The following is a 20,807-nucleotide window of genomic DNA, read 5'->3' as shown; positions in this document are numbered from 1 at the left end:
TAATTTCAAGAATCACACTCATCACTCTGTTAGCAAACCTATCTCAACAAGATAATCCCACGCTACATCGGACGGGTTCTCATCCTCAATATCGACACGGAAATTTAATTCTTGAATATCTTCTTCAGAAAGTTCATTCTCTAACTGATTTAAGATGTCTTCAAGCTCTGGATGCTTATCAAGTGTATCTTGTCTAATTAGAGGAGCACCTTGATATGGTGGGAATAAATTTTGGTCATCTTCTAAGACAACAAGATCTTGTTCGACTATTTGAGCATCTGTCGAGTAGACATCCGTTACTTGAACTTCCCCGTTAGCAACCGCCTGAATACCTGTAGCTGCATCAAGTGATCGGACATCTGCTAATTCAAATCCATATTGATCTGCAAATCCTGCATATCCATCCTGTCGATCGACAAATTCAAAAGAGAACCCAAATGTCCATTCATCTTTAAATCTCTCTAAATCAGAGATGGTTTCTAAATTATTTTCTTCAGCTACTTCTCTAGTGACAGCTAAAGCGTAGGTATTATTGTACAGCATTGGTTCAAGAAAGCGAAATTGATATTCATCAAAAATGCCTTCACGAGCTTGCTCATAAGCTTCATCAGGATCGTAACTGAAGTCTTCAAGTGCTAAAAGCTCACCAACAATCGTTCCTGAGAATTCAGGATACATGTCAATGTCTCCTACACGTAAAGCATTAAATACGAAGTCAGTTGCACCTAAATTCCCTTGAACTTGTACAGTGAGGTCTGTACCGTCTTCGATCAGGTGTTTATACATATTTCCAACAATCTCTGGTTCAGCCCCCATCTTTCCGCCAACAACGAGGTCAGGTCCTATTGTGCCTCTCATCGCAATCATTGGCACGAAAATAATGGCCAGAGCAAGACCAATAACAGCGATGACTGGTTTATAAGAGTTTCGTTTTGTTAAACGCTCGGTCACACGCAAAATTCCATCAAAGATTAATGCTAGCAAAGCAGCAGGTATGGCTCCAAGCAAAATGTATTCATTGTTGGATCGTTGGATACCGGTCATGATCAAATCGCCAAGTCCTCCTGCACCAATTAACGCAGCAAGAGTTGCTGTTCCGACAATTAGTACCATAGAAGTCCGAATACCTGCCATAACCGTTGGCAGTGCTATCGGTAATTCAACTTTAATTAAGCTACGATACGTGCTCATTCCCATTCCACGAGCCGCTTCTCGAATGGCTGGATTGACTTCCTTGATGCCCGTATATGTATTACGCAATATCGGCAAAAGTGCGTAGGCAGTAAGAGCAATAATTGCTGGTGTCGTTCCAATTCCAACAAACAAGATCATAAATCCAAGCAAAGCAAGACTGGGAATGGTTTGCAGCACAGCAGCAATACCAATAATAAATTCAGCCATTCTATCTTTTCGGGATAATAATATTCCGATTGGAACGGCAATAAATACCGCAATCAGTAACGAAATAATCGATAACTGCAGATGCTCCCATAAGGCTGTCCAAAGCATATCCTGACGTTGTAAGAAAAGTTGATAAAAATCCTGTAAATAAGTCATTGCGCCTCCCCGCCTCCTTCAGCAGCCATCTTGGCTAGATCCTCAAAGGAGATGCTCCCGACAAGTTGATTATTTTCTACAACTGGCAGAGCAGGTAATTTTACTGTTTGTAACAGAGAATAGGCGTCTTTGGGACTGCTTTTTGGTGAAAGGCTTGCCTGTTCTGCCCGTTCCACACCTTGATAATAAACCCGATCAAGTGATCCATTTGGCTTAACCGTAAATTGTAATGCTGAATCTTGCTCATCAATGCTTGGACGAACAAACTGGTTTTGGTGATTCACAAAATCTTCTATCGTAGCTATAGTCTGACGATTAAATGATTTTTGACCACGACTACCTATAAATTGTTTCACAAAGTCGTCTTTAGGATGACTTAGTAATTCCTCAGGGGTTCCAATTTGAACAGCGGTTCCATCGCGCATGACACAAATTTTTTCACCAAGGTGCAACGCTTCATCCATATCATGTGTGACAAAGACAATCGTTTTTTTTATTTCTTTTTGAAGCTTACGGATGTCCTCTTGAAGTTGTTCTCGACTAATAGGGTCCAAGGCACTAAAAGGTTCATCCATTAGGATAATATTCGGATTACCTGCCAAGGCACGAGCCACACCAATACGTTGTTGTTGACCACCTGAAAGTTCATCCGGCATCCGGTCTCTAAATTGTTCTGGTTTTAACCCAACCATCTGAAGTAATTCATCGACACGTTGAGTAATATCTTGTTTCGACCATTTCATCATCTCAGGTACAACAGCGATGTTTTGAGCGATGGTCATGTTAGGGAATAACGCAATTTGTTGAAGAACATAGCCTATATTCCAACGCAGTTTGTTCATATTCATATTTTGAATATGTTCATCATCAATTTCAATCACACCCGACGTTGGATCAATTAAGCGATTAATCATTTTCATCGTCGTGGTTTTCCCGCATCCACTAGGGCCTATTAAGACAAAAAACTCGCCACTTTGAATGGTCAAAGAGAGATTGTCTACTCCTTTAGTCCCGTCAGCAAACGTTTTTGTTACTTCTTTAAACGTAATCAATCGTGCACAACCTCTCACTTGTAAATTGTAATGTAAAAATAGAAAAACGATAACAAGCTATTTATACCCGAACTTTCTTCATTTCAAGCCAATTTGACGTTTTTTTGTTTTGAGATCGGACATACTAAGTTAACTGTTTAATTAAAGGAGTCTGAGTCTATATGGTATCTTTTACGCTTCAAGCCCTTATCTCGATATTCGCTATTATGAATCCGCTTGGTAATATTCCTCTATTCTTGGCCATGACAGAATCCAATTCACTCAAAGAGAGAAGGCATATTGCATTTAAAGCATGTCTGACCGCTTTTATTATCTTGATGATCTTTCTTGTCATAGGTTCCTATGTATTTAAGGCTTTTGGTATCACTGTGGACGCCTTACGAATTGCCGGTGGAATTATCATATTTGGCATTGGGTATAAACTAGTCATTGCCAAATCGACTCAAAGTCATGCCTTGCATGAAGAAGAACATCAAGAAGGTGTAGAAAAGGAAGATATATCCGTTACTCCATTGGGGATTCCTCTGATGGCTGGACCAGGTACCATTGCTACCGTTATGAGCCTTGCTTCTGGCCAAACAGACAAACTAAGTCACTCAATCGGTGTATTTATTGCTTTTACGCTTATTTTGTTAGTCACATTTGTGATCTTCTACTACTCAAGCTGGATTGACGAAAAGTTATCAAAAACAGAGCTTGCAGTCATTACGCGGTTAATGGGGTTAATTGTTACTGTCATTGCTATCGAAATGATTGTAAAAGGCTTGCTAGAGGTGTTTCCTAGTTTGACCTAAAAAAAGGATGAAACGTTTATCGTTTCACCCTTTTTTTCTATGAGACAGATTGAGGAATATTTGTTTGTAGAAATTGATAAAAACGATCGATTGTAAATGTATGTTTAGGCTTCTTTTTATGTTTGCATGTCTGAAGTGTAACGGGTTTGATTTGTTCGCTGACACCTAAACGGGTTAAAAGTGGCTCTAAATAAAGCTCCATAATGCTTAGGTGAGCTGGTGTGCCTCCTAAAATAAAGGGGCAAACCTTTTTTGCCGATAAGCTATTAGCAGGCAGATCACTCATAAATTGTTTAACGGCTTGATAGGACTGCTGCTCAACCGGGATAGCCAAAATAACAATATCAGCTTTGTTAAGGTCTTGACCATCGGAGTAAGTAGACACCTCTGCTAACTGATGACCTTGAGCCACAATCCAATCTTCAAGTTGGGTTAAAAGCAATTTGTCTTTTTTGCTGGTTGTAGTCTCGCTCATTAATAATGCAATATGTGCCATACCGATCGCTCCTCCTATGAATGATTCATTTTAATTATCATACACCCATTATTCATAGTAGTCAACTAGGAATAATGAACAAAAGAAAAAACGGGCTACTGCCCGCCTTTATTTTAAAGCTTATATAATGTAGTATATTTGTTTTTAAGGTAATGGATAAGCGGTTTCGCATCAATACCAGAACCAGTTGTATCCTGAAGAATGTCAGACGGTTTTTTACTCCGACCAAATTGGTGCACATTCTCTGTCAGCCAGCTACGAATTGGCGCGAAATCTCCTTTTTCAATCAACGTATCAAAGGATGGATTCGATTTTGTGTATGCGTCTTTTAGCTGCGCTGCGTAAATATAACCTAAAGCATAGGATGGGAAGTATCCAAAAGCACCAAAAGACCAATGAACATCTTGTAGAACTCCTTCACCGTCATGCGATGGTTTCACACCAAGGTATTCGTTCATTTTTTCATTCCAAACATGCGGCAGGTCTTTAACTGGAAGACTACCATCAATTAATGCTTTTTCTAACTCGTAGCGTAAAATGATATGAAGGCAGTAAGTTAATTCATCGGCCTCAATACGAATGAGTGATGGTTTTGCTTGATTCACAGCAAAATAAAATTCATCAAGGGATAGATGATCAAACTGCCCGCTAGCATGTTTCTTTAATAGTGGGTAATTTCGTTGCCAGAATGAATAGTTTTGACCAACAAACTTCTCCCAAAATAATGATTGCGACTCATGGATTCCCATAGACGTTCCGCTACAAAGAGGTGTGCCCATTAGATCAGGTGAGATATTCTGCTCATACAGCGCATGTCCTCCTTCATGGATAGTACCAAATAATGAGACTCTAAAGTCATTTTCGTTATATTTGGTCGTTACCCGAACATCATTCGGATTAATTCCAATCGCAAACGGGTGAACGGTCTCATCCATTCGTCCTGCTTGAAAGTCGAAGCCAATCTCTTTAAGAATGTCTAAACTTAAGGCCTGTTGATTTTGTTTAGGAAAGTGAGTGAATAAGCTGTCCATTTTTGGCTGATGATCCGCTTCCGTTACTGCTTGTACTAATGGCACTAAGTTCTTACGAAGGTCTTGAAATACCTCATCAATCGTATCGACAAACACACCTGGCTCATAATCATCTAACAATGTGTTGTAAGGATGGCTTGTGTCCTCACCATAATATCCAATGAATCGTTTTTTAAAGTCAATCAGCTTTTCTAAGTTAGGGCGGAACATCTCAAAATCAGCTTTATCTTTGGCTTCTTCCCAAAGTGTCTCTGTTTGTGATTGTAAGGTTACATATTCTTTATACTCTGCAGCGGGTATTTTCGTATTCCGATCAAACTCTTTACGTGATTCCTTCACGCTTTTCACTGTGATGTCGGATAATGAATCTGAAGTTGTCTCTAATTCCGTTAATAAAGCTTCTATCTCATTCGAAGTTGAAAGCGCGAATAACTCAGAGGAGAGTGTCCCAATCACTTCAGATCGTTGCCCTGCCCCTTTTTTTGGTGCTCCTGTTCGTGCATCCCAGGCTAATAAAGCCAGAGCTTGATTGTAGTGATTTTGTTTTTTTACAAATTCCAAATAGGTTGTTTCTGTTGAGTGTTTGCTCATTATGTAATTCCCACCAATCATCTAAATATCGTAATCAATCACAACCTACTTCGACATTCGAAATGATTAGTCCTTCTTCTCTGATTAAAAAATCGTCAAATTGTGATAAACTAAACATAGGTAAGGGGGTTACACGGATGCAACTTACATTATCAGATGCAGTTGTTACTTTATATAAAAAAGAAATGGAATTACAGCCAGGTGAATCCATTCGTTTGTTTGTGCGAGTTGGAGGCGTTGGCTCTGGTGGATTTTCGGTTGGAGTCATGAGAGATACACCACCCAAAAAAGCTTATGAGATTAACAAACAAGATGTAACATTCTTTGTGACTGAAGACGATTTTTGGTATGTAGATGGAATGTCGATTGATTATAATACGGATCTAGACAGAGTAGAATTTCATCAACCACGATTTCTAGATGCAGCACACCCAGAAGAACACATAAAAAAAGAAGCATAAGCCTAGGGTTTATGCTTCTTTTTATTGGGGGAAATCCCTTAATCTAAGCTTGAATTGTAATATTTTTGAGCTATATCGTAATCGGCTCGAGCCTGCTCGATGAATTGCTTCGCTGCAACAGACTGACTTGGGTTCATCGCAGCTAACTCTTCATGAACATTCTGTTCAGCTGTTCGAATGGCTTTTTCCACTCGTTCGAGTACATCATACATTTGGCTTGGTTCTGTCCTTCTCAATCTGCTCACACTCATTTCTCCAAAATAGTCAAAGGCTAGACGTCTATCAGTGTCTCCTTTTCTATACTATTCATACGAGTCATCGATTATGTGCGAACGATATAGGAATCAAACCCTTTTTGTTTTAATTCTGTCGCAAGTGAGTTCGCCTTTCCCAAGTTAGCAAAAGCACCAAGCTGTACTCGGTATAATCCCTCGTGAAAAACAATCAACGTATGGTAACCCGCTTGTTCAAGCTGACTTTTTCGCTGATCCGCGTTTGCTTTACTGCGAAAAGCCCCTCCCTGTACTTTATGCAACGTGGTAGGCTGCAGCTCAGCTGACCTTTTTTGTAGTGAAAAAGCTCGAACCAGTCCCTCCACATGTCCACGCGCTAAAGACTGAATATAAGACGCTGATTTTAGCTTCACTGCATCAGCTACACGATCAATAAATAGATTCTCAGTTAAAATGGCTGGCATGACCGTTTGGCGCAAAACAGCAAAATTAGCCGATTTTTTACCACGGTCCACAGCGTGTATAGTGTTCATCATCTGGTCGTGAATAATTGCTTGAAGACTAACTGTTCTAGTCGCCCTACTTGAATGGATGAAAGACTCAAAGCCTGTCCCCCCACCTGCATTCACATGGATGGATAGAAAATAATCTGCTCTCCAATTGTTGGCCATGTGACTCCGATCGGCTAGTGAAACAAATGTATCCGTTGTTCGACTCATTTTAACTTCGACACCGTGATAATCGTCAATCAACATCTGACGGACACGATTACTTATTGCAAGCGTGAGGTCTTTTTCCTTTAACCCATTCCCAACAGCACCAGGATCACGACCTCCATGACCTGGATCAATAAATAGTTTTGTCAAACCAATCTCCCCCTTTTTATGTGCTTATACAATAAATCGTCAGACTTTTTATCGTAAGGGGAGATCATCTGGTACAATACAAAACTATTTATATTTATATTTAGGTTTACATAATAATGATATTATCTACTTGGATGTAGTGAAGGCGCTTGTCCCATGTTGTTGGAATTTGGCTAGTTGATCAAAAGGTCCCTCTAGAGCTTGATAAAGGGTAGAATATAACTCAAAAAGTTCAAGATATGTTTCATTTGTCTCCGCTTGATGTTCATACACATTGGCTATCGTCGTCCAAGAATCTGACTCGCTTAATGACTGCAAATGCCCTGTGCCGAGCAAGGCAACAATTGCTGCCCCAAATGCTGAAGCATGGTAGCTTGTAGGAACGTGAATATCTTTTTTGAATACATCAGCAAGAATCTGCAACCAAAATGGCGAACGGGCAAACCCACCGGATGCACGAATGTCGGTGAACGGTCCACTTAAGTCACGTAAAGCCAAGCCAACTGAGTACACACTAAAGATGACGCCCTCAAGGAGAGATCGGATAAAGTCGTTTTGAGTATGATGGTTTCCAATACCAACAAAGCTCCCCCTAGCATTTGAATTCCAATAGGGTGCACGCTCCCCATTTAAAAAGGGCAAAAATAACAACCCCTGTGCCCCAACAGGAGACTTCTCAGCTAAGGATAGTAACTGATTATACAAATCTGCTTTACTTTCTTGGTCTTCTATCGCCACTTGACCGCGCGACCATTCATCACGAAACCAGCGTAAAACATTCCCACCATTATTTGTTGCTCCTCCAATGACCCACGAATTGTCTGTTAAGGCATAACAAAATGTGCGTTGCTTTGCATCCGTCATCGGTTCGGTTACCGTCCTTCTAATGGCTCCACTTGTCCCAATTGTTACAACGGTTTTGTCATTGGACCCAGCTCCTACACCAACATTGGCAAGCGTCCCATCACTTGCTCCTATGACAAAGGGCATTGACGGGGACAAGCCTAGCTCATGAGCCATACTTGAAGTAGGGAGTTTTTTTAGATATGTGACTGGAACAAGCTCAGATAATTGATCTTCCGATAGGCCAATATAAGCTAGTATCTCTTTATCCCACTGATTTTCTTTTAAATTCATTAATCCGCTCGCAGATGCAATGGAAAAATCTACGACAAATTCACCAAATAAATGAAACCAAACGTATTCTTTAATGGAGATAAATTTATAAGAAGTAGAGAAAAGATCGGTTTGATGCTCTTTTATCCATAACAGCTTAACTAGCGGTGACATTGTGTGAATGGGTGTACCTGTCCGCAAATAAAATTGTTGAGCTTGATCCGTTTCCTTTAATTTCGTAACAAAATCAGAGCTTCGGTTATCTGACCAAATGATGCTATTTGTTAATGCTTTCCCTTGTCGATCTACTGCTAAAATAGAGTGCATTGCAGTAGAAAAACCAGCTGCTGTGATAGAAGCTGGTGAAACGGGTGATAAGGTCACCGCTTGTTTAATGGACTGCTTTACCGCTCTCAAGATAATCTCCGGGTCTTGCTCAGACCAAGTTGACTGCGGAGATAACGTAGGGTAACTAATTTCTGCTGATGATAGAACTGTTCCGTTTAATTGAAAAAGCACAGATTTTGTACTCGTTGTTCCAATATCAATACCCAGTGTAACCGCTTCAGTATTCATTTAAATAACCTCCTAGATTGATAATGAGTAAACCTACATAGTATTTAAATATCGTAGCAATTGATTTAATACTTCTTCGTAGTCATCTGCTTGAGTTAGATCCCATTCACTAGAGAGTGATTCAATTTTCTCTTGTGCTGCCTCCAGCGCATCTAATAATGCAAGATCATGTGTTCCTAACAATGAAAAGTGCCTAATTTTCGGAAGGGAAGAACCCTCAATTTCTTCTACCACATTTATATTTAGGACCTCCCCCTCTGTTGGCAATACAGCGGGTATAACACTTTTAAAATGAGAATGAAGTGCATCAAACAACACCTGATGCACGTGGTTGTCTGCTTCACTTTCAAATAAAATGGACTTCTCTCCTTTTGCAGCTAAAGGGTAGCTCGTAACAATAAGTTTGCTCATCTTTGATTGCCTCCTTACCTGTCTTTTCTCTACCGCTCATGATAGCATTGTTTGAAACGATGAACCAGTAACAAGGGTACGAACAAAAACAACCAATGGCAGACGCTTAGTTCTGCCATTGGTTGTTTGATTATGAGTGATTCAAAAAGTCCATTATTTAATGAAACGAATTGTGAGCGGAATAACGTACATCTCACCATTATAAGCTTTTACTGCTGCAACAATTATAAAGATTAAGCTTAATACGAAAAAGATAGGTATCAGAGCAAAACCGATTAACGCAATCGTGAGAATATAAGCCACAATGCCATAAATAAAATATGAGATAACAAAATTAAAATACTGCTTCCCATGAAAATTTATAAATTTTGACTCGTCTTTTTTTATAACCCAAATGATCAATGGGGCTATAATCGTAGTAATAAAACTCAGTAAATACATGAGCATCGCCATAATTCGTTCATCTGAGCTCGGCTGACCATCATAAGTGCTGATATCATTAGACATATATTTCACTCCTTTTCAATTATGTATCATGATCCTTACTCTTTATATAACCTAATATGTTCATGATAAACATGTTTACTAAATGATAGAAAGAGGAATTAATGTTAGCTAACAATTCATGAAAAAAGGAGTGAGATTATTGACTAATAAAATGATAGCCTGTGTATATGTCGTTATTGTCATGATTACAGTTTCATCAGGAATCTATCACTTTTATGTCAACCCAATACAAACTAATACATTTCGGACAATAGGATTTATTAATGTCATAGTCGTTTCAGGTCTTATGATCACCCTTTATAAAAATATCAATAAACAAAATTCGTAAGACATGTTCAAGTACCCTTTTAATTTATTGCTTTTGGAATCTTATTCTATCCTTATTGGTTGGAATCCCATTATATACTTTTTCCCATTTTCTATTTTTAAATCGTTCGAATTGTTCAAAAGCAAATGGCAAACCTTTTGCACTAGAAATGTCGCTACTATCCATAAATTGAATATGCAAGTGCGGAGAAAAGGAATTTCCTGAATGACCCACCCTACCAATAAGTTCACCTTTTTTTACACGTTCATCAACTGAAACCTGAATGGACCCTGTTTGAAGATGGACTAATCCAGCATATACATTGTCAGCACATTTTATAATGATGTAGTTGCCAGCCACTGATTGTATGTCATCTTTTTTCGGGTCGAAATAATGAGCATGTTTAAAAGCGCTAGACATATCTGAAATCAATTTCGTTCTTGTTCGTTCTTTATAACCATCCTCCGCTTGGACAATAATCCCGTCGCAAGGAGCATAGATGTCTTGCCCCCAACAATAATATTCATCTAAGGGAACCCCGAAAAGCAAATATTGCGCCAAACTCACGCGATAGCCGGGCCAGCCCTTTCTTTCCCAATCCACTTGAATAAAGTCATAAGCATATCTTGATCCGAATTTGTTTGTGCCGTGACTGGGAATTTTGGTCCCTGGCGTGTTTGGAGCGTACCACTCTCCTCTTAAAGGAAACTCTACAATTATCGGCTCACGCGCGTCGCTCATCTTAAATCCCTCCTCGGTCAATTCTTTGCCTGCTTTCTTGAGAAAGACTATTCTAACTACGTTATTTTGTTGTGGCGATTTGATAAAGAGCTTTTACATTATAGTACATGAAATTAATATCTTTACATAATTGGTTTCTCGTTATGATCATATCTTTATCCCGTATATCTAAAAATTATGTTGTGATCATTATACTGAATGAATTCTAATATTAACTAATGTCATTTGCTTTACTTGTACATATACTAAATGGCTTCCAAGATCACTACTAGCTACTTGAGATACAACAAAAAAGAACACATCCTTTTCTCAGCTTCATCTATTCTAAAGTGAATAGATGATCTAAAAAATAAATGTGTTCTTCTCTGAAAAGATCAGTATGTCTCAGTACTGATTATTACATTACCTTCAATCGGCCTTTTTCGGAGGTCTCGGACCGAAATACTGGTAGTAATCGGTTTTCAGATTACCGTTATAAAGCTTGCGTTTTTTGGAGGCTTTTTTTCCGTATAATTCTTCAAAATTTTCGTTGGAAGTCAGCATATAGACAGACCAGCTGTCGTGTTTACGCAGGGCTTCACCCATTTGTTTATACATGAATTCCACTTCATCCCGCTCCCCAATACGTTCACCGTATGGTGGATTACCAATAATTATACCGTAGCTGCCTTTGTGACTAAAATCACGCACCTGCATTTGTTTAAACGTAATTAAGTCAGCAAATCCAGCTTCTTTTGCATTATTTTGAGCCAACTCCACACTTCGGTGATCAATATCAGAACCAAGAATATCAAGCTTTTGATCGTAGCGAGCAAGATCTTCTACTTCTTGTCTGGCCTTGTCCCAAACATCGCGACCCAACCAGTCCCATTCATCAGAAGCAAATTCACGGTTAAAGCCTGGTGCAAGATTTTGTCCAATCATGGCTGCTTCAATTGGCAATGTACCTGATCCGCAAAAAGGATCAGCAAAGGGACGATCTGGGTTCCAAGTTGTCAGCTTAATTAGTGCCGCAGCAAGAGTCTCTTTAAGAGGTGCTTCATTGTGAAGGTAGCGATAGCCTCGTTTATGGAGTCCTTCACCACTTGTATCTATCGTCAACGTAGCCACGTCTTTATGTAATGCTACTTCAATACGATAAAGAGGTCCGTCTTCATCAAACCAATTAATATTATGCTTCTTCTTTAAACTCTCTACCACTGCTTTTTTTACGATAGCTTGGCAGTCCGACACACTAAATAATGTTGATTTCACTGACCGGCCAATAACCGGGAATTCAGCATTAGCAGGAATTAGATCTGCCCATGGAAGTGCCTTTGTTTTTTCAAATAATTCATCAAATGTAAAGGCTTTGAACTCTCCAACTTTCAGTTTTACACGGTCTGACGTGCGTAGCCATAGGTTCGCACGTGGAATGGCATCCATACTTGCGGTAAAGGTAACCTTGCCATTCTCTACCTCTATATCTTCATATCCTAAGTCTTTTATTTCTCTTGCCACAATTGATTCAAGCCCCATTGTTGCTGTGGCAATTAGTGTTACCTTATCCATCCATCAAAACTCCCTTATTATTTCAGCTTTCCTCATTATACGGTCTGAAGCTTGCCGTGACAAGAAACGATCAAGAATCACCCAGCAACATGCCTTTTAATATCTACTTTTTTTAATTTGCACATAAAAATAGCGTAGCTTGTTGTGACAAGCTACGCTACGTAAAGCATTATGCCATTTGATCTTTTTTTCGAGCTTTTCGTTTTTCTCTTGCTTCCACTGCTGCTGTAAACATAACATCCGTAGAAGAGTTTAACGCCGTTTCAGCAGAATCCTGTAACACGCCAATAATAAAACCAATGCCTACCACTTGCATGGCGATCTCAGGTGGGATACCGAACAAGCTAGTTGCAAGGGGAATTAGTAGTAATGATCCACCAGCCACTCCTGACGCACCACAGGCACTTATCGTTGCGATTACGGAAAGAATCAAGGCCGTAAAGAGACTTACTTGAATATCTAGCGTATGAACGGTCGCAAGGGTCAACACCGATATCGTCACAGCCGCACCCGCCATATTAATTGTTGCACCTAATGGGATTGATACAGAATATGTATCCTTATTTAACCCTAATTTTTCACTGAGCTTCATGTTTACAGGGATATTCGCAGCAGAGCTTCGTGTGAAAAATGCTGTTATGCCACTTTCTTTTAAGCATGTGATCACCAATGGATAAGGGTTTTTTCTACTCAGGACAAACACAATTAATGGATTGATAATTAATGCGACAACAATCATACAGCCAATTAATACGGTAAGTAGTTGTGCGTAGCTCACAAGTGAATCAAGTCCACTCGTAGAAATAGCTTCAAAAACCAATCCTAAAATACCAAGGGGGGCTAGTTTGATAATCCACGAAACAACCTTTAGGACTGCATCTGATACATTTGATAGCACGGCTTTTGTTGAATCTGATGCACTTCTAAAAGCAAGCCCAAAGACAATTGCCCAAGCTAATATACCGATAAAATTAGCCTCAATTACCGCATTTATAGGATTATCTACCACATTCAGCAATAATGATTGCAGCACCTCTGATAGTCCCTCAGGTGCTTGAAATCCTTCTGGGCTATCTGCAAGATCTAAGCTCACCGGGAATAAAAAGCTCGCGCACACAGCGACAACAGCTGCCGAGAACGTGCCAATAAGATACAGCGCAATAATTGATTTCATATTTGATTGCTGACCTTTTTTGTGCTGAGCAATTGCAGATATGACGAGAAATAATACTAACACAGGAGCAATGGCTTTTAGCGCGCCGACGAATAATGTGCCTAAAATGGTAATAGGTTCAGCCACATCAGGAATGGTTAGCGCAAGAACCACACCCAAAATGAGTCCAATAATAATTTGTTTCACAAGTCCAAGTCTTGTCCAATGATTTACTACTTTTTTCATGATAGCTCCACTCTCAAGATGTAAATTTCTTAGAAACTAAGATGGGTAGATAAAAGATTCGTCCACACTAACAGGACATCTGTCTCCGATAGGTGTAATTATAGTAATATTTCCTGACAAAAACAAGTGTCATTTTAGTCCAATAAAGACTGGACGATGTGTGAACAAAAAAGCTGCCTCTTACACTGAAGAGGCAGCTTTTATCCTTTTTATTATCCTAATATAGCTCGATCACTTTCCATTTGTGTGCCACGAATCCGTTTGAATTCTTGTAGTAAACCTTCAACAGTAAGAGTCTGCTTTTCTGATTCGGGTATGTCAAGAATAATTTGACCCTGGTCCATCATAATTAATCGATTACCCAAATCAAGCGCCTGCTGCATGTTATGTGTCACCATCAACGTTGTTAACTGATGCTTCGCTACAATATCCCGTGTTAAATTCGTAATTAGCTCAGCCCTTGATGGATCCAGAGCGGCAGTGTGTTCGTCCAACAACAAGATTTTTGGCTCAGTGAAAGTGGCCATTAGTAGTGAAAGGGCTTGACGCTCCCCACCTGAAAGAAGGCCAACTCTAGCTGTAAAACGATTCTCTAATCCTAGATTAAGTGTTTCGAGAGACTGTTTGAAAAATTCTCTACGCTGTTTACTCATTCCTGGCTTTAATGTTCGTTTCTTATTTCGTGAATAAGCAATAGCTAAATTCTCTTCAATTGTCATGGATGGTGCTGTGCCAGCCATAGGATCTTGAAAGACTCTGCCAATAAATGCTGATCGTTTGTATTCTGGGTGTCGAATGACGGTTCGCCCATCAATCTGAATATCGCCTTGATCAGGTACTAGGGCTCCTGAAATGACATTCATTAAAGTTGATTTCCCAGCCCCATTACTCCCAATAATCGTGACAAAATCACCTTTTTCGAGATTTAACTCAATGGTCTGAAGTGCTTTTTTCTCATCGGCTGTACCTTCGTTAAACGTTAAGGCGACATCATGTAGATTTAGCATCATTTCCACCTCCTTGCTTAGCTAGCTTATGTTTGAGTCTACGCTTTCGTTTTTCCCGCTGTTTTTCGATCACTTTAGGAGCAATTAATGCACCAATAACTAATACCGCTGTTATGAGTTTCATATCACCTGGATCAAGGAAGTCCGCTTTTAGCGCAAATGTGACAACGACCCGGTAAATCACTGCACCCAATATAATCGCAAGCGTGGCGCGAAAGATGGATTTGGCACCAAAAAGGGCTTCACCGATTATAACGGAAGCTAGTCCAATAATGATCATTCCAATTCCCATCTGTACATCAGCAAATCCACCCTGTTGTGCTAATAAAGAACCAGAGAGGGCTACTAGGCCGTTTGAAAGCCCAAGTGCAAGGATAATGAGAGCATCTGTATTAGCAGAAAAACTACGAATCATTCGTTTATTATCACCTGTAGCGCGAATAGCAAGTCCAACCTCTGTTTTTAAGAAGTAATCTAGAGTAAATTTAATGATGATGAGTAATAGAAGCATAATAGCTAATAAAGAATACGTTGAAGGAAATGCACTAAGGCCTATTGATCCAAAAAATGATTTTAACCCATCGTCTATTCCAAGAGCCGACCATCCTTCTCGAATGGTTCTAAAAACCGTGTCTTGGTTCAATAATGACATATTAGGCATACCCATTATTCGTAAATTAATTGAGTATAAGGCAATCATCATCAAAATCCCTGCGAGTAAAGGATTAATCTTCCCTTTCGTATGTAGTAAACCAGTGATACAGCCAGCGACAAAACCAGCTAAAACTGCTAAAATTGTGGCGACAAACGGGTCAACTCCATTTAAAATCGCTACGGCTGCTACGGCTGCTCCTGTCACAAAGCTTCCGTCTACCGTTAAATCAGGGAAATCAAGAATACGAAACGTGATATAAACACCTAATGCCATAAGGGCATAAATTAATCCTAATTCTATCGCACCATAATATGCGAGCATGCAACTTCACTCCTCTTGCTAAAATCAGACCGACCCTCCAAAAGGATAGGTCGGTCTCTTTTGTACACTATTTATTTTGTGGATTCATAAGCGTCAGCTGCTAAATCCCACTCGTCTTTCCATTCTATTCCTTGTGCCTCAGCCGCTTCACGATTGATGACCAAGTTAATCTCAGCAGGAGATTCAACAGGAATTTCAGATGGTGTTTGTTCGCCTGTTAGGATGGCCACAGCTTTTTCACCTGTTTGATACCCTAACGTATAAAAGTCAGTACCATATGCTGCGAAGGCCCCTTTTTCAAGTGAATCCGGATCACTAGCAACAAGAGCAATGCCTTGTTCATTTGAGATACCAACGATGGTTTCTAAAGCTGAAATCACAGTATTGTCTGTTACTAGATAAATCACATCCGCCTCTTCAGCTAAAGAAGCTGTGGCAGACTGAACATCAGCAGACGTTGCGACTGTTCGTTCAACAGTTGATAAACTTGTCCCAGATGCTGCTTCTTTAATCGCATCTACTTGAACAACTGAATTTGACTCTCCAGTGTTGTAAATTAGTCCAACTGTTGAATCGGCAAAATGCTCATCAATGAATTGGATCGTCATATCAATGGCTTCGGGATGTAAATCAGATACACCCGTAATGTTCTCACCTGGTTGATCAAATCCCTCAACTAGTCCAGCACCCACTGGATCGGTTACTGAAGTAAAGACAATCGGAATATCTTGTGTAGCCTGTAAGGCACTGATTGCACTAGGCGTTGAATTAGCAAAGATCAAATCTACACCATCAGAAACAAAGTTATTTGCAATGGTTGATGTATTGTTTTGGTCTCCTTGCGCCGACTGGAATGTATAGTCAACATCCAAACCAGCCTCCTCGATTGCATCTTGAAATCCATCATAAGCTGCATCAAGAGAGGGATGCTCCAAAATTTGTGTTGCTCCAATAACAAACGATTCACCGTTTGCTCCTTCTGTACTTTCATCCCCTGAATCACCACATGCTACAAGCGTTGCAGCGAGAACAGGTGCTGAAAACCAAATACCCCATCTTTTATTCAAATTGGTTCCCCCTTGGTTTCTTTTTGTATACGGTTTATGTTAATCGAAGAATGTAGACATGTAAACAAAAAAATTTCTCGCATTAATGCGTGTAGGTAGTGAAGGATTCAGACAAAATAAAAAAATCCCTCAATTAGGGATTTTTAAGTCATAAAATAAGTTAGGTTATGCATCGTTAAGCACTCGATAAGCCATGTTCTGTACCGTTGCACTACAAGCGGTGATGAGCCTCGTACGCTGGTGGTGACCATCTATCTACAGGATTAAATCCTGTTCATCTGGTTTTGTTCAGTTCCAAACCAGAAAATGCCCCTACCTAATTTTGGGTTTCTCGCTCGAGGGGTTTACCTCGTTCCACTCCATTCGTTTCCAAATGGACTCCGTCACTGTGGCACTTTCAAGGAGTGTTTACCGTATCCAAAGGACGTAGGCAATCCTCCTGCCGTTAGCCAGTTACCTGACTACCCTAGCTTATGAATTGGCTAGGCACGAACACTACGGGCATCGCAGCCCGTGCGAGCATGGACTTTCCTCTATGCATTGCTGCACAGCGGCCACCTGAATGCTTAACTTGAACCTTATACGCGATCGCGCTCACCTATTATAGCCCGATCGCAACTTAGATGCAACTGCTCATTCGTAAATAGAGTTCTTTTGCTTCAAAATCGCATGTCTAGCTAATCGATCGGCCTGACGATTGGATTTGCTAGGGACCCACTTAAGGTAAAACAAATCAAATTGCTCGATTAATTCTAACGCACGATGTAAATATGGTTTATACAACGGGTTGCGTACAAATTGTTTCTCAATGGCTTTATCAATCAATTGTGAATCCGTACGGAAAGATGCTCGCATCATTCCAAGATCGATACACGATTGTAGAGCCAATAAAAATGCCTCATATTCAGCTTCATGGTTAGACATTACTGGTAGAGGAATCGATTTCTCTTCTACACGTCCATCCTTGAAGTTAATGAATACCCCTGCTCCAGAAAGCCCTGGGTTGCCGGCACTGGCTCCATCAAAATACACCTCGATCAACAGTCATTCCCCCCGAATTTATTCGTACATCTTACTTCCAAACACTTTTTTCTCTAAGTTGGATAAACGTTGCAAAATATCATAGTTAGTATTATTGCTAGATGGAGCAGGTGCTGCAGCTTGTCTTGTTGGACGTTCCTGTAACTTTTTGTTTTCTTTACGTAGTTGTTGAACTTCTTGCTCTAATAGTTCAACTTTCTTCTGATATAGTTCATAATCCTGGATAATAGAATCTAGAAACTTATCAACCTCATCCGGATTATACCCTCTCATACTTGTTTTAAAATCTTTATTAAGAATTTCTTTTGCTGAATGCTTGATCTCTTGATTACTCATACATATCACCCCTGCTTAGTCTAAACGATCTCGTATCCTCTTTATTTTTTCAAAAGTCCTCTAAAAAGTCAATTTTGTTTCGATTCTAAAAGGATTTTTCGGTTACCAATCCATTTCTTCATCCCTTCTCGCGTCTTCGATATCTTCAGGAGTTAAATAATAGATTGGATAATTCTGTTGACCCCCTTGTTTCTTTAAAGCGGGTTCTAAATAAAATTTAGGTGTCCCTGGATGGTCCTCATCATATAGAATAAGCAAGGCATCAGATTTGTCAACAAGATAATCATTTTTAAGACGCAGTTGAGCTGGACTATCATACACTCGATTCGTAATAGCTTTTACGAAATCAGCATGATTCAAAACGTGCTGATATTGTTCTTTGGACGCTTCCTTCCATTGCGCTTCTTGTTCTAAAAATGGAAGGAGAACAGCCACTTTTACATCTGGGTAGAGCTCTTTAAGATCAAAGACAACCTCCGCTGACCATAGTTCTACTCCTTGCTGCCCACTAATAATTACCCACTCTATGCCTTCTTCGATGAGAGAGATTAGCTGCTTGCTAAGAGCTTTTTTTATGTATTGAATACCAGGATGTTTGGTGTCAAAAATACCAAGTTCATGTGGCTTATACCCTGTAATTAGTAATGTTTTCAAAGTATTGTCCTCCTCTATAGAAAGAGGACGGGTCAATATCGACCCGTCTTCCAGTTAACAATTATCTCTTTTTACCAGATTGTGCACCCATTACTGGCCAATTTGGCATGTTATTTTGAGCGCCCATAACCGGAGCGTTATTCTGAGCTCCCATGACTGGTGCGTTATTTTGTGCACCCATTACTGGAGCATTGTTTTGTGCTCCCATAACAGGTCCATTTGATTGGGCACCCATTACAGGGTTGTTAGACATGAACTGTTGGTTGCTCACATTTTGATGATTAGACTCAGTATGAGGACAACTGTGAACATGCTTATATACGTGATTTGTTACATAATCTGTGTGAGTTGGATGAACCTCAGGAACAATATACTCACATGTTTTTTCTACTACGCTGTATTTTGTTGGGTGAACAACAGCCGGCATCATTTGCGTGTTCGTTGGTTTTTGTGAATAAGCTGGCATAGTTGGTCCACAAGGGTTACAAGGTTTACAGTGCTTTTTCTTTCCATACATAGGGTAGTGCCTCCTTTTTATTTAGAATCACTAATAACCTATGTTCAAACATGTACATGTGTACTAGTTGTATCACCTATTTTACAAGGTTGTGTAAATATTATTGCTCACACGGTCACTCTGCTTCCCTTTGTTTCAACATAATTTTACAGCTTTCGAAATACATTTTTCGAAAAAAATGCTGAAAACACAGCTATTATGCGCTTGCCCAGGAAATAGCGTGCCTTTACTAATCATTTATTTCTTAACTTTTTTTCTATTCGAGATAAGCGATTATGAATGTCTTTCTCAAGCTTTATTTTACTTTGAGACGTACTATTCGTCAAAGCGTCTGATGCTACTTGTGTATAAAAATAGGCTTGTTCAAGATCTTTATAGGTGTGTTCCATTCGTTTCGCACATTCTATGGCTGCCTCAGTTACTCGATAGCCTCTTTCAATGGATTGTACATAGTACTTCATCGCCTCTTTGTCTTGTTTCAGCTTCTTCGACAACATAGCCATTTCATAGATGCTTTTTGAGACGACTTCCTGATCATCCGAGCAAATGGATTCATTAAGATGCTGAACCGCCCTCTTAGCTTCCCCTAATGCTGCAAACCATCTTCCAATTTCATAGTGTTCATTTCCAGTCACTTCTTCATCTTGACTGTTGGTGATCTTCAATGAAATGTGACTATACAACGTAATGAGTGAAAGCAAATCCCATTCATGATGCTGCAGTACTCCAACCATTAATTCAGGGTCTTGTTCTTTAACAAAATCAAAATAGAGCATAGGTACTAAATAACTTGGTGTATCTTGTTGGCGTTTGAATCTTAATTTATGTTCTTCCACGATCGGTAATCTACAGGAACTAAGTTCATTCTTCCATAATCTACGCGAGGCGTGAAGAATATCAAAGTGGCCAAAAGCAGGCAGTTTTGGTACTTGATCACGGACAAAAGTATGACGGGTTTTAACTTGTGGCCAGTCAAATGCTTTTCCGTTATAGGTTACTAAATGACCGAGGTCTTCAACATCTGATAAAAAATGATAATAGAGAGCTGCTTCAGATTCTGGACCTGGCAACAAGTATTGAGTGACATGAACACCTGTCTTTTTCACTTGTGCATAGCCAAGCAGAAAGATATGGTGACCAGCCCCTGTATAAAGTCCTGTTGTTTCTGTATCAAAGAAAAGTAGTTGTTCAGGCTGTAAGCCTTCTGGGGAGAGTGGATGATCAAAGGCTGACCGCTCCCATTCAGAGAAAGCATGCTGCAATGTATGAAATGCATACTGACCATGTTGTGTGTCCAATGGATACACAACTTCTCGAACAATGACGTATTGATCATCTAAATGCTTGATTACTGCCCCTAATTCTTCCCACTCTTTTTGATATGGAACAGAAGTAGAAGAAGTTGTAGTCTGATCGTTTTCAACAGGCTTCTGATCAACTGTTTTGAAGCCTGTATGTCTTTCAAGCTGCTTTAATTTTTGGCGAATTTTCATCGCTGTCCCTCATTTATTCATATGATA

At 39.7% G+C, this 20,807-nt stretch carries 22 protein-coding genes and 1 other RNA gene; 2 read left to right on the top strand and 21 right to left on the bottom strand.

Features of this window, described 5'->3' with window-relative positions; genetic code table 11:
- Positions 1-21: 21 nt before the first annotated feature.
- Both J2S05_RS04130 and J2S05_RS04125 read right to left on the bottom strand, forming a co-directional pair.
- The gene (locus J2S05_RS04130; protein ID WP_306980163.1) at positions 22-1,557 is read right to left on the bottom strand and encodes an ABC transporter permease/substrate-binding protein; all 1,536 of its coding nucleotides are present in this window, start codon (positions 1,555-1,557) and stop codon (positions 22-24) included.
- Positions 1,554-2,609: an ABC transporter ATP-binding protein gene (locus J2S05_RS04125; protein ID WP_306980160.1), complete on the bottom strand. Its 1,056-nt coding sequence runs from the start codon at positions 2,607-2,609 to the stop codon at positions 1,554-1,556. The genes J2S05_RS04130 and J2S05_RS04125 overlap by 4 nt, the downstream gene beginning before the upstream one ends.
- A 161-nt stretch (positions 2,610-2,770) precedes the next feature.
- On the opposite strand from J2S05_RS04125, the gene J2S05_RS04120 reads away from it, so the two are divergent.
- On the top strand, positions 2,771-3,403 hold the full coding sequence (locus J2S05_RS04120) for a MarC family protein (RefSeq protein ID WP_306980157.1): 633 nt from the start codon (positions 2,771-2,773) through the stop codon (positions 3,401-3,403).
- 37 nt (positions 3,404-3,440) lie between these two features.
- Here J2S05_RS04120 and J2S05_RS04115 read toward each other — a convergent pair whose 3' ends face one another.
- Positions 3,441-3,899 carry an NADPH-dependent FMN reductase family protein gene (locus J2S05_RS04115; protein ID WP_306980156.1) on the bottom strand — a complete coding sequence of 153 codons (459 nt, stop codon included), beginning with the start codon at positions 3,897-3,899 and terminating at the stop codon, positions 3,441-3,443.
- Between the two features lie 113 nt (positions 3,900-4,012).
- The gene (locus J2S05_RS04110; RefSeq protein ID WP_306980154.1) at positions 4,013-5,521 is read right to left on the bottom strand and encodes a carboxypeptidase M32; all 1,509 of its coding nucleotides are present in this window, start codon (positions 5,519-5,521) and stop codon (positions 4,013-4,015) included.
- Positions 5,522-5,658: 137 nt separating this feature from the next.
- Between J2S05_RS04110 and J2S05_RS04105 the strand changes: the two genes are divergently transcribed.
- Positions 5,659-5,982, top strand: coding sequence for an iron-sulfur cluster biosynthesis family protein (locus tag J2S05_RS04105; RefSeq protein WP_306980152.1), 324 nt, complete (start codon positions 5,659-5,661; stop codon positions 5,980-5,982).
- Positions 5,983-6,020: 38 nt separating this feature from the next.
- On the opposite strand, the gene J2S05_RS04100 is transcribed toward J2S05_RS04105, so the two are convergent.
- From J2S05_RS04100 to J2S05_RS04020, 17 genes are all read right to left on the bottom strand, one after another.
- On the bottom strand, positions 6,021-6,227 hold the full coding sequence (locus J2S05_RS04100) for a hypothetical protein (protein WP_306980150.1): 207 nt from the start codon (positions 6,225-6,227) through the stop codon (positions 6,021-6,023).
- Between the two features lie 77 nt (positions 6,228-6,304).
- Positions 6,305-7,081, bottom strand: coding sequence for an N-acetylmuramoyl-L-alanine amidase (locus J2S05_RS04095; RefSeq protein ID WP_306980148.1), 777 nt, complete (start codon positions 7,079-7,081; stop codon positions 6,305-6,307).
- 126 nt (positions 7,082-7,207) lie between these two features.
- Positions 7,208-8,773 carry a gluconokinase gene (locus tag J2S05_RS04090; protein WP_306980146.1) on the bottom strand — a complete coding sequence of 522 codons (1,566 nt, stop codon included), beginning with the start codon at positions 8,771-8,773 and terminating at the stop codon, positions 7,208-7,210.
- 33 nt (positions 8,774-8,806) lie between these two features.
- Positions 8,807-9,184 carry a hypothetical protein gene (locus tag J2S05_RS04085; protein ID WP_306980144.1) on the bottom strand — a complete coding sequence of 126 codons (378 nt, stop codon included), beginning with the start codon at positions 9,182-9,184 and terminating at the stop codon, positions 8,807-8,809.
- Between the two features lie 153 nt (positions 9,185-9,337).
- Positions 9,338-9,691: a DUF4870 domain-containing protein gene (locus J2S05_RS04080; RefSeq protein WP_306980141.1), complete on the bottom strand. Its 354-nt coding sequence runs from the start codon at positions 9,689-9,691 to the stop codon at positions 9,338-9,340.
- 352 nt (positions 9,692-10,043) lie between these two features.
- Positions 10,044-10,739 (bottom strand): M23 family metallopeptidase, encoded by a 696-nt coding sequence (locus J2S05_RS04075; RefSeq protein WP_306980139.1) that lies wholly within the window; start codon positions 10,737-10,739, stop codon positions 10,044-10,046.
- 408 nt (positions 10,740-11,147) lie between these two features.
- On the bottom strand, positions 11,148-12,290 hold the full coding sequence (locus tag J2S05_RS04070) for a THUMP domain-containing class I SAM-dependent RNA methyltransferase (protein ID WP_306980137.1): 1,143 nt from the start codon (positions 12,288-12,290) through the stop codon (positions 11,148-11,150).
- 169 nt (positions 12,291-12,459) lie between these two features.
- The gene (gene sstT, locus J2S05_RS04065; protein WP_306980135.1) at positions 12,460-13,689 is read right to left on the bottom strand and encodes a serine/threonine transporter SstT; all 1,230 of its coding nucleotides are present in this window, start codon (positions 13,687-13,689) and stop codon (positions 12,460-12,462) included.
- 212 nt (positions 13,690-13,901) lie between these two features.
- Positions 13,902-14,696 carry an ABC transporter ATP-binding protein gene (locus J2S05_RS04060; protein ID WP_306980134.1) on the bottom strand — a complete coding sequence of 265 codons (795 nt, stop codon included), beginning with the start codon at positions 14,694-14,696 and terminating at the stop codon, positions 13,902-13,904.
- A complete protein-coding gene (locus tag J2S05_RS04055; RefSeq protein WP_306980132.1) occupies positions 14,680-15,672 on the bottom strand; it encodes an ABC transporter permease in 993 nt (330 codons plus the stop codon). The genes J2S05_RS04060 and J2S05_RS04055 overlap by 17 nt, the downstream gene beginning before the upstream one ends.
- 71 nt (positions 15,673-15,743) lie before the next feature.
- On the bottom strand, positions 15,744-16,739 hold the full coding sequence (locus J2S05_RS04050) for an ABC transporter substrate-binding protein (protein WP_306980130.1): 996 nt from the start codon (positions 16,737-16,739) through the stop codon (positions 15,744-15,746).
- A gap of 182 nt (positions 16,740-16,921) precedes the next feature.
- An RNA gene (gene rnpB / locus J2S05_RS04045) (RNase P RNA component class B) lies at positions 16,922-17,305 on the bottom strand.
- Positions 17,306-17,372: 67 nt separating this feature from the next.
- Positions 17,373-17,780, bottom strand: coding sequence for a reverse transcriptase-like protein (locus J2S05_RS04040; RefSeq protein WP_306980128.1), 408 nt, complete (start codon positions 17,778-17,780; stop codon positions 17,373-17,375).
- A gap of 18 nt (positions 17,781-17,798) precedes the next feature.
- Positions 17,799-18,116: a cell division regulator GpsB gene (gene gpsB, locus J2S05_RS04035; protein WP_306980126.1), complete on the bottom strand. Its 318-nt coding sequence runs from the start codon at positions 18,114-18,116 to the stop codon at positions 17,799-17,801.
- Positions 18,117-18,218: 102 nt separating this feature from the next.
- Positions 18,219-18,770: an SLOG family protein gene (locus J2S05_RS04030; protein WP_306980124.1), complete on the bottom strand. Its 552-nt coding sequence runs from the start codon at positions 18,768-18,770 to the stop codon at positions 18,219-18,221.
- A gap of 61 nt (positions 18,771-18,831) precedes the next feature.
- Entirely contained in the window at positions 18,832-19,287 is a 456-nt protein-coding gene (locus J2S05_RS04025; protein WP_306980122.1) for a spore coat protein, read from the bottom strand.
- A gap of 233 nt (positions 19,288-19,520) precedes the next feature.
- Positions 19,521-20,780: a ribonuclease H-like domain-containing protein gene (locus tag J2S05_RS04020; RefSeq protein ID WP_306980120.1), complete on the bottom strand. Its 1,260-nt coding sequence runs from the start codon at positions 20,778-20,780 to the stop codon at positions 19,521-19,523.
- Positions 20,781-20,807 lie beyond the last annotated feature (27 nt).

This window comes from Alkalicoccobacillus murimartini (genome assembly GCF_030813245.1).
GTDB lineage: Bacteria > Bacillota > Bacilli > Bacillales > Bacillaceae_D > Alkalicoccobacillus > Alkalicoccobacillus murimartini.
Note: the sequence above shows the minus strand (reverse complement) of the source record. Positions and strands in the feature narration are given on the sequence as shown.